General features: G+C 35.3%; 8 protein-coding genes, 1 tRNA gene and 1 pseudogene. 5 read left to right on the top strand and 5 right to left on the bottom strand.

All coding sequences use genetic code 11. The features are described 5' to 3' along the window. A pseudogene (locus BA053_RS03760) lies at positions 1-355 on the top strand (nuclease/transposase family protein); the annotation flags it as partial. A 55-nt stretch (positions 356-410) separates the two neighbouring features. Here BA053_RS03760 and BA053_RS03755 read toward each other — a convergent pair. From BA053_RS03755 to tldD, 3 genes are all read right to left on the bottom strand, one after another. Beyond that, the gene (locus BA053_RS03755; protein WP_065094656.1) at positions 411-1658 is read right to left on the bottom strand and encodes an IscS subfamily cysteine desulfurase; all 1248 of its coding nucleotides are present in this window, start codon (positions 1656-1658) and stop codon (positions 411-413) included. 90 nt (positions 1659-1748) lie between these two features. Then, entirely contained in the window at positions 1749-1889 is a 141-nt protein-coding gene (locus BA053_RS07310) for a hypothetical protein (RefSeq protein WP_156517969.1), read from the bottom strand. Between the two features lie 55 nt (positions 1890-1944). Further along, positions 1945-3363 carry a metalloprotease TldD gene (gene tldD, locus BA053_RS03750; protein WP_065094657.1) on the bottom strand — a complete coding sequence of 473 codons (1419 nt, stop codon included), beginning with the start codon at positions 3361-3363 and terminating at the stop codon, positions 1945-1947. A 62-nt stretch (positions 3364-3425) separates the two neighbouring features. Here tldD and BA053_RS03745 point away from each other — a divergent pair. The 4 genes from BA053_RS03745 (at position 3426) to BA053_RS03730 (ending at position 5826) form a co-directional block, all read left to right on the top strand. Then, positions 3426-3510: transfer RNA gene (locus BA053_RS03745), tRNA-Leu, on the top strand. 198 nt (positions 3511-3708) lie between these two features. Next, positions 3709-4086: a hypothetical protein gene (locus BA053_RS03740; protein ID WP_245611584.1), complete on the top strand. Its 378-nt coding sequence runs from the start codon at positions 3709-3711 to the stop codon at positions 4084-4086. A 253-nt stretch (positions 4087-4339) separates the two neighbouring features. Further along, the gene (locus BA053_RS03735) at positions 4340-5047 is read left to right on the top strand and encodes a uroporphyrinogen-III synthase (RefSeq protein WP_065095285.1); all 708 of its coding nucleotides are present in this window, start codon (positions 4340-4342) and stop codon (positions 5045-5047) included. Further along, the gene (locus tag BA053_RS03730) at positions 5047-5826 is read left to right on the top strand and encodes an exodeoxyribonuclease III (protein WP_065094659.1); all 780 of its coding nucleotides are present in this window, start codon (positions 5047-5049) and stop codon (positions 5824-5826) included. The genes BA053_RS03735 and BA053_RS03730 overlap by 1 nt, the downstream gene beginning before the upstream one ends. Before the next feature lie 36 nt (positions 5827-5862). Here BA053_RS03730 and BA053_RS03725 read toward each other — a convergent pair whose 3' ends face one another. Together BA053_RS03725 and polA are read right to left on the bottom strand one after the other, a co-directional pair. Beyond that, on the bottom strand, positions 5863-6993 hold the full coding sequence (locus BA053_RS03725) for a hypothetical protein (protein WP_065106778.1): 1131 nt from the start codon (positions 6991-6993) through the stop codon (positions 5863-5865). A 49-nt stretch (positions 6994-7042) separates the two neighbouring features. Further along, complete coding sequence (gene polA, locus BA053_RS03720) at positions 7043-9619, bottom strand: DNA polymerase I (protein ID WP_065094661.1); 2577 nt, start codon at positions 9617-9619, stop codon at positions 7043-7045. Positions 9620-9983 lie beyond the last annotated feature (364 nt).

The raw sequence follows: 9983 nt of genomic DNA, 5'->3' as shown, positions 1-9983 counted from the left end.
AGATGAAACTACGGAAGAAGACTTAAGGAAAATAGCAGAAAAAGCACCAATAATAAAGTTAGCCTACGATGAATGAGACAGGTTTAGCTGGAATGAAAAAGATCTAATAGCGTATGAAGAAAGAATAATGGATCTACGCAAAGAAGAAGCCATTCTTGAATACAGACTTGATCTTGCTACTGAAAAAGGCATCCAAATTGGCGAAGAAAGAGGCATCAAAATCGGTAAAGAGGAAGGCAAAATTGAAGGGAAAATTGAAGTCGCAAAAGCAATGCTGGCTAATAATGTTGATGTTACCACTATTGTTAAGTTTACTGGCCTTTCTATTAGTGAGATTGAAGAATTGCAGAATTAAGTGTGAACGGTTACAGAGTAATTTCAAAGTGCATTTGCAGTTGGAACGGATACATTTAATGAGAGTCCCATTTCACGGTGTTCAAATCTACTCCTTCTTGTACCATCTCCCAAAGTGGGCTCATTTCTCTCAGTCGGCCAACATTTTTAGCAACAAGATCTGCTGCATACAAAACTTCTTCTTTAGTTGTAAATCGGCCTAGGCCAAATCTAATTGATGAATGCTCAAGGTCATGGCCATTATTTAGCGACCGTACGACATAGGAAGGCTCAAGAGACGCAGACGTGCACGCAGAGCCAGAACTTACTGCTAAATCCTTGATTGCCATGATGAGAGACTCACCCTCAACATAGGGAAAGCTCAAGTTTAGGTTGCCAGGAATTCTATTTTCATAATCACCATTTAAAACGATATCAGGAAACGCTTCTTTTATCTTATTATACAAAATATCCCTTAATTTTTCCACTCTAGTTGTTTCTTTTTTCATTTCTTCTCTAGCAATACGTGCCGTTTCACCAAAACCAACTGCAAGAGGTGTTGGAACTGTTCCAGAACGCATGCCTCTTTCCTGTCCACCACCACTAATTAGTGGTATCAGCCTAACACGAGGATTCTTTCTACGTACATATAATGCGCCTATTCCCATAGGTCCATAAATTTTGTGGCTAGAGAGACTCATAAGATCAATGCACATCTCATTAACATCAATTGGAACTTTTCCAAAGCTTTGAGCTGCATCTGTGTGGAAAAATATATTATGCTTTCTACATATTACACCAATTTCTTTGACAGGCTGAATTACTCCGATTTCATTATTTACCATCATCACTGAAACCAGGATTGTTTTATCAGTAATTGCTTCCTCAAGCTTTGATAAATCTATAATTCCGTTTTGCTTAACAGGCAAATATGTAACTTTAAAGCCTTCATTTTCCAGATGCCGACAAGAATCCAGAACACACTTATGCTCCGTGCAGACAGTGATTATATGATTTCCTTTATTTTTATAAAAGTGAGCAACGCCCTTGATTGCTGTATTATTTGACTCAGTTGCACCTGAGGTAAAGATAATTTCTTTGCTATCTGCGTTCACCAGATCAGCGATGTGTTTCCTTGCTTTTTCCACTGCTTCTTCAGCAGTCCAACCAAATGAATGGCTGCGAGAGTGTGTATTGCTGAACTCACCAAAGTAAGGTATCATCACCTCTAAAACACGGGGATCCACTTTAGTAGTAGATTGATAATCAAGAAATATTGGTAATTTTATTTTAGTATCATGTATTTTTTTACTTTCAACATTCATAAAGCTACCACGGAGACAAAATTTACAATTATTTTATAGCATTAAAACTTAATTTTTTCAAGATATAATCTTGCATCAAGTACAAAAGTGTCATCCAAGTAGCTGACACATAACTGTACGAACATTTATTTGCGAAAGCAGTGTGTTAAATGTTATAGCCAGTTTTGCCTCAAACACAAAGGCAGTGCCCAGACACTGGGATGACACCCTACTGGTGGCAATTGCTTCCAAATCACAATGTTTGTACAGCTGTGCGCCGTGCGCTGGAATCCGTTTTAGCCCTTATCTATATCTCAGTTCCACCAACAGTTATTGCGTCGACTTTGAGTGTTGGTTGACCAACTCCAACGGGCACATTTTGTCCATCTTTTGAGCATGTGCCAACACCGGGGTCCAACTTTAAGTCGTTGCCAACCATGGATACTTTTTTTAGCACTTTTGGCCCATCACCAATTAGTGTTGCTCCTTTTACTGGCTGTGTAATTTTGCCATTTTCTATTAGGTAAGCTTCCGAAGACGAAAAAACAAATTTTCCTGACGTTATATCAACCTGCCCGCCACCAAAGTTTACTGCATATAGACCTTTCTTTACGCTAGATATTATTTCCTCCGGTGTATGTTTTCCAGGCAGCATATAGGTGTTTGTCATGCGCGGCATAATAACTTTTTTATAACTTTCTCTTCTACCATTACCAGTTGGATTCACACCCATGAGTTTAGCGTTCATATGATCCTGCATGTATCCTTTGAGGATCCCATCCTCTATCAATATATTATAACTGGGTGGAGTGCCTTCATCGTCTACGCTGATAGAGCCACGCAAATTAGGCAGAGTTCCGTCATCAACTACTGTGATGTCACTAGCTGCTACTTGTTTACCCATAGAATTTGAAAATGCTGAGACTTTTTTGCGATTGAAGTCGCCCTCAAGTCCATGACCCACGGCTTCGTGTAACAATATTCCTGGCCATCCTGGACCTAAAACGACTGTCATTTCTCCGGCTGGAGTTGGAATTGCTTCAAGATTTACCAGTGCTTGTTCTAACGCTTGGTTTGCAACTTCTTTCCACTTTTTCTCAGAAATAAACTTACTATAAGGGTCCCTTCCACCATGCCCTGCAGAACCTCTTTCGGTACGGCCGTCCTTTTCTACAATGACTAGCACATTGAAACGTACCAGAGGCCTGATATCGCTTAATCTGTGATCACCCTTTATTATTTGTACAACTTGCCATTCTCCACTTAGAGTTATTTTTACTTGCTTCACGCAGTTATTTTTAGATCTTATATATTCGTTAACCTCATTGAGTAGTTTAATCTTTGAATTCAGATCCATTTCATTTATAGGGTTAATCCTCGAATATAGGCTTTTTGTCTCTTCGTTTAAATTTATTGAATTTGTCTTGTTTAAAGACACTGAGCTTTTTACCATAGAAGCAGCATTACTAATTTCTTTTTCGCTGATCTCAGAAGAACAAACGAAAGATGTACTATCTTCACAAAAAGACCTTAAACCAAATCCCCTTCTAGTATTCAAGTCCATGTGTTTTAATATGTTATCCTCAAAAACCAAGGACTCCGACTGGCAAAATTCTAGAAACAGCTCACCACCATCGCTATTGCTCAAAGCGTTATTGACTATTTTATATACGTTATTAATATTAACATTGTTTTTAGCAAAAAATATTTGATCTAGATTTGGCATTACCTTTGAACTAAAAATTGTTTAAGTATATTATTTAACTTTAACATAGTAAACTATAAAAAGCCCGGGTGGCGGAATTGGTAGACGCGCTAGCTTCAGGTGCTAGTAACTTTTTAAGTTGTGGAAGTTCAAGTCTTCTCTCGGGCACTCTTAGCTTCTATATTGCTTGTTGAATTAATTAATGCTATAATATAACATATTAGGTAATATTTATGCTATGTATGATGAAAAAAATAAGTTAGCCCACAGAAAGAAGGTACGAACTTATTCAAAACGCTTAGTTACTACACTATCTACTATCTACTATCTACTATCTCTTTCATTGGATACATAGCGGCATTGGTCTTGAATATTCCTGTCTTAAGTCTGTATTTTAGTATTGCCGGCACTATATTCAGTGCACTTTCGTTTGCTTTAAATATATGGTCACTAAATGATCATTCCCGACAACAGAATCTTAATAAGAAATCTGGCATAAAAAACACTCCAGGACAAAAAAAGTTAACAAAGATCTATCTTGATATAGCATCCAGTGCTTCATTTCTAATAGGAGGTATTGCATCTATGTCGCTTTTTGAGTCTTCTGTTATTTATTTTGTTTCTACGCCTTTTTTTATTCTAGGCTGTGCTATTATGGCAGCTAATATCGTTCGAACTATGATTAGCGAACCACAGGCAGAAAAACCTACTGATGACCACTCCCTAGTTGCAGGAGCAGCTTAAGTATTAACTTATTTAACTTATACAGGAATATTAGCTATATAATTCCACTGAAGGAAGCCATTCAAAAGAGTTCAACGTAATTAGCGTCAAAAAAGTGTAAGCAGAAATTGTGGGCTTATTGGGGTAGGAGCGCTTAGTACTCCTACTTCCACATCAATTACTTGAATAATTGCTCAAGCTATCAAAATAAAAGTTTTTATTCAGTAATTTGTGTATAAAGGGTACTATTTTACTAGTAGTGAAATAAATCAGAATGAAGTCTATTTTATTAACGAGGCCTTTATTGGACTCGTTCAATACAAGAAATATATTGAGAAAGTATGGATACAAAGTTTTTATAGAACCAGTATTCACAATAAAGTACTTAAATCCTGATATATCTGCGTACGAATTTGACGTTGTGATATCTACAAGTAAAAACAGTGTAAAGGCTTTTAGTCAAATATGCAAAGAGGATGACTTTCCGATTATTACAGTTGGTAATTCAACCATGCAGGCTGCAAAAAATTTGGGATTTTCTGATATAATCTCAGCAGACAGCAACGTTGATGATCTGATATCATTTATAAAAGCTCATTATTCAAACGCAATAAAGTTCTTATATATAAGGGGACAAGAAGTATCATGTGACCTAAAAAAGAGATTATCTGAAGAAGATTTCAACGTAAGAGAAGTTGTACTCTATAAAACAATTATAAAAAGGAATCTAACTAATAGGTGTAAAAATTTACTATTGGATGGTAAAATTGATAGTGTTGCTTTTTTTTCCTCACAGACAGCAAGGATATTTTGTTCATTAGTTCTAAAAAGTGGGCTATCTCATGTGATGAATAATGCAGTTGCATATACCATGAGTAAGAACATTGCTGATAGTTTAAAGTTAATCAAATGGAAAAAAATTATAACATCGAGGTTGCCTACTGGGGAGAGTTTAATTGATATAATTAATAAGGATTGCTGATGCTAAAGATTGCAACTTGGAATGTAAACTCCATACGTAAAAGAGTTAACCAACTTTGTAGTTTTATAGTTGATAGTCAGATAGATATAGTTTTGCTGCAAGAGATAAAATGTACGGAAGAGCAATTTCCTTATGCAGAGATAGAAAAGTTAGGATATGAATATGCTATCTATGGACAAGTTGCAAGAAATGGCGTTTGTGTTTTATCTAAATATCCAATATTGGAGAAGTTTAAGATTGATATCGTAGAAGGTTATCAAGAAGCACGTTATATAGAGTGTGTGATAAAGTATACCAATAGTAAGATAAGGGTGGGAAGTGTATACGTGCCAAATGGTCAAAGCCTGGACTCTCAAGCATTTGAATATAAACTCAAGTTTTTTGATAATCTATATGAAAGGATGAGCACTTTGTTAAAGAATGAAGAGTTAACTATTATAGCTGGCGATTATAATGTTGCACCGGATGAAATTGATGTCTTTGATTCAAATTTATTGAATGGCCAAGTGTGCTTTCATATAAAAGAACGTGAGAAGTTAAGAGCAGTCTTGAATCTTGGGTTTAAAGACGCGTTTAGAATATCTCACCCAAATTTGCAACAATTTACTTGGTGGCATTATCAAGGCAATTCACTCAGAAATAATCAAGGAATGCGAATAGATTATATGCTGTTATCACCACAAGCTGTAGATAAATTGGAAACATGCTACGTAGATGATAGATTGCGTAAGCTAGAAAACCCGTCTGATCATACTCCTGTTGTATGCGTTATAGAATAATAGCAGACCTCTTACACAACTCACTTTTTGGCAAACTTAGGTAATCCCTGCTTGTTTGTTGCTTGTGTTTTCTTCCCTTCGTTTGTTTTCCTTTCTTGTCCAAGGTTGATCTTGCTGTTTGCTTTCTTCGTTTCCCCTGTTGTTTTCCTGGGAAATTTGCTCAGGAACAGGTTGTTGTTCACTCTTTTCTTTTCCTTGGGAAATTTGTTCAGAAACAGAAATGGGTTGCTCACTCCCTTTAGCCTTCTCGACTGGGGTTCCTAAAATTTTATTGATACCATCGCAAATTTTTTTATTCAATTTTGCTCTCTTTTCTGTATCATCTTTATCTTGTGAGCTAGGGTCATACAAAGTACCTTTTTTGTTATTTGAAAAAAGAACTTCAACTCCTCTCTTTACGACAAATATTGTGCCGATAGCAGTAAGAACTACTCCGAGTGTAGTAGGACCAAAAATTAACATTGGAATAGTGGAAAGAAGGACAGGAAAAAAGATCTTGCTTAAGAACGTTGTTACCATCTCTTCATCACTAAGTGGTGGTTCATCTTCCTCTTTTTTGTCTTTACCTAAGAATGGTATATTCTCTAATAACCCATCTTTAAAAGAGCCAAGAAAGTTTTTAGGATCTACCTTTATTCCAAACAGCCACCCGGGAAGCTTTATGAATGAATCTTTAGCTTCTGTACCGCGTATATCAGCTACACAGTCATCTACTACTTTTTTTATTTTACCATTCTTGAGATTCTCCTCATTAGCTAATTTTTTCTCTCTAATTTTCTCAAATACGGAAAGTAAAAACTGAGAAAAATTCTCTTCACTTAGTAACTTTATATCTTCATGATTGATTTTCTTGAATATACCTTCATGATTTTTTGATATAAAAGTAAAAATTTTCTTTTCATTTCCATTCTGTAATCGCTTTAATTGTTTGTTTAATGACTCCAGATCACGATGTAATTTTTGTTTTTCTTTATCTGAAGGTTCTTCTTTCAATTTCTGTTTCTTCTTTTCTATTTCCTGTTTCGTTTGCTTTTCTAGAGTTTCTGGATTTTCTAAAATATCTAAGAAAGCACGATAGATTAACTGATGTTCCTCTTTTTCAAAAGTTTTCTCACCTTCATTAGGTAACTTTGGAGGTTTTGAACTTTTTACTTGTGGGCCTGTCATGGCTGACCTATTTGCATTTGCTATGTTCTATTCTAACATATTTTTCGTATTAGTTCAAATGATTTATACTCCTAGAATTCACGATGTTTAAGTCATAATTAAGGGAATTTAGACCCCAGTTGTCGCCAACTTTTATTTCTACTTCAAGTGGTATAGAAATTTCTATTGCATTTTCCATTATATCTTTCATAAGTTTTGCTGTTTCTTGTACCTTTTCGTCTTCTACTTCAACCAGTAGTTCATCGTGAACCTGGAGGATTATTTTACCTACTTTTAATTGGTCAAAAAGCTGAATCGTCGCACGTTTTATTATATCAGCGGCGGTGCCTTGCAGTGGTGCGTTTATTGCTGCCCTTTCTGCAAATTGTCTTATATAAGGAATTGTATTGTTTATGTCTCTTACAAAGCATCTCCTGCCAAACAAAGTTTCTACATAACCATGCAATCTTGCGATAGACACTGCTTTTTCCATATAGGCCTTTATTTCTGGGTAACAGGAAAAATAGTAATTAATGTATTCAGCAGCTTCCGCAATGGTAATTCCAAGCCGTTTTGCAAGACCAAATGGGCTAATGCCATATATAATTCCAAAATTAATGGATTTTGCTTTGCGTCTTAATTGCTCATCTATTTCTTGCACTCCAAAAACTTGCCTAGCGGTGATATCGTGAATATCTTGTTCGTTTGCAAAAGCTTCTTTAAATGCTGCAACGTTTGCAACGTGTGCCAGGAGTCTCAATTCTATTTGTGAATAGTCAGCAGAAATTATCTTATGCCCTTTTGGCGCAATGAATGCTTGTCTAATGAGATTTCCTTCTTCGCTTCTGATAGGAATGTTCTGTAAATTAGGATTGCTGGAGCTCAGCCTTCCAGTTGCAGTTGCAGTCGTTGAAAAGTTTGTGTGTATCCTACCATCAATGGAATCAACTTGCTTTATTAGTGCATCAGTGTAGGTGCCTTTTAATTTACTTAAATGTCGCCAATTTAAGATTTTACTTGCGATTTCTACCCCTTCTTCTTCGAGTGCCTCTAGAACTTCATAATTGGTGCTATACGATCCAGATTTTTTTGACTTTTTCTTTTTATTAAGCCCCATTTTATTAAATAAAACATCACTTAATTGTTTTGGCGACGCAATATTAAATCTTTCCTCTGCTAAGTTATATATCTCATCTTCAAGCACGGCAATTACCTGCTGAAATTTATCGGATAGCTCCTGTAGTTTTTGAATATTTAGCAATATTCCATTTTTCTCCATATCAAATATTACTTTCATAAGTGGCTTATCGAAGCGCTCGTAAATTGTGAACAATTTTTCCTGAAATAATCTTTGTTTCAGCTTTTCATGAATCGCTATTAAAGTTTTTGCCGAGAAAATTTCTGCATTTTCACTCAAATTATGTGCAACTATGTTTGGAATACTGTGATCATGCTTTCCTGTATCCAAGCTATACGACATTATCATCAAATCATCAACTGAATCTAGCATCTTCTCTACTACAGGAAAGATTTTCCTGATCTCTTTAATGTTATGTATTATTTTAAGCACCCCATTTGAGAGTAAAGTTGAGTTAATTGTAATGAGTGCATCTTGTATGCTGTCTTGCTCTATATAAAAAATATTACTTTCGCTATAAGATAGACTTAATACATTGTTTTCAAGGTGGTAATGAATTGCAATTCTGCCTTCGTATCTACAATGCTCTAAAAATTTCTCTAACTCTTCACTACTATATTCTGTTTTCTTTTCTGTGCTAGATCCATTGTAAGAAAAAAGCTTTTCCACTTTCCCTATTAAGGAATTGAATTCATACTTCTTTAAAAAGGATAATAGTTTCTCCATATTTGGAGAATGGACTTCATATTTTGCAATATCATGTTGAAGGTCTACTTTTTCGCATAGTGATAAAAGTTCTCTTGAAATTAATGCTTTTTCCTTATGTTCGGTGAGAATATTACGAATCCTCGTTTGCTCGATATTATCAATGTTCTCTATAATATTATTCAATGAATCAAATTCATCTAATAATTTAGTGGCAGTTTTTGGACCTATTCCCGGAACGCCTGGAATGTTATCGGATGCATCACCAGTTAGAGAAAATAAATCAAGAAGCTTGTGTGAGTTTACACCAAATTTTTCTACTATTTGTTTTTCATCTATATATATATTTTTAATGGGGTCGAATATTAAAATATTGTGGTTCAAGAGTTGAAACAAATCTTTATCTGATGAAACGACTACCACTTTAAAGTCTTGGTGGTTGGCGTATTTTGCAGCTAGTGTTGCGATTATGTCATCTGCTTCATAACCTTCAATTTCTTCATAGCTGAGGTTAAAAGCTTCTACCGCTTCCCTCAGTATGGTGAACTGTGGAGTTAGATCCTCAGGAGGCGTTACTCTGTTCGCTTTGTACTCAGGATATAAATTGTGCCTAAAATTCTTTTTCCCTGCATCAAGTGCTATAGTTAAGTAGTCCGAATGGGCAATGTACTTAAGAACCATATTCAGAAAGCCATATACACCACCTATTGGCATTCCTGTTGTGGTAATTAAGTGAGGTAGTACATAGTAAGCTCTGAAAAGAAAACCATAGCCATCGATGATTGTGAAAGTTTTTTCTTTCATTGTAGATATTTATGCGTGCTTTTGATGGTCCACTATTTAGCTGAGAAAATCAAGTTTTTGTTTTTCTGCTTTTGAGCGTTGCAAGAGATTTTACCGAAAATAGCATTCATGATGGGGATGTACACATATGTAATATCAAAACCTAGTAGAAGAAATTCATATTTTACCCAATCGAAGCGGGGAAATGTATTTCTCACCAGAATTCTGGATTAGAGATTAAAAAAACAAGAATATCAATAGCTTATTGTTTTAGCATTTACGATAAAGCAGTAAGTATTTCAAGATTAATTACTAATTGACCTTACCCAGAAAAAGTGGAGAGAAAGTTTGGAATGTTTTTTACAAAAAGAATGATGCATCAAAT

This window comes from Wolbachia endosymbiont of Nomada ferruginata (genome assembly GCF_001675785.1).
Taxonomy (GTDB): Bacteria; Pseudomonadota; Alphaproteobacteria; order Rickettsiales; family Anaplasmataceae; genus Wolbachia; species Wolbachia pipientis.
Note: the sequence above shows the minus strand (reverse complement) of the source record. Positions and strands in the feature narration are given on the sequence as shown.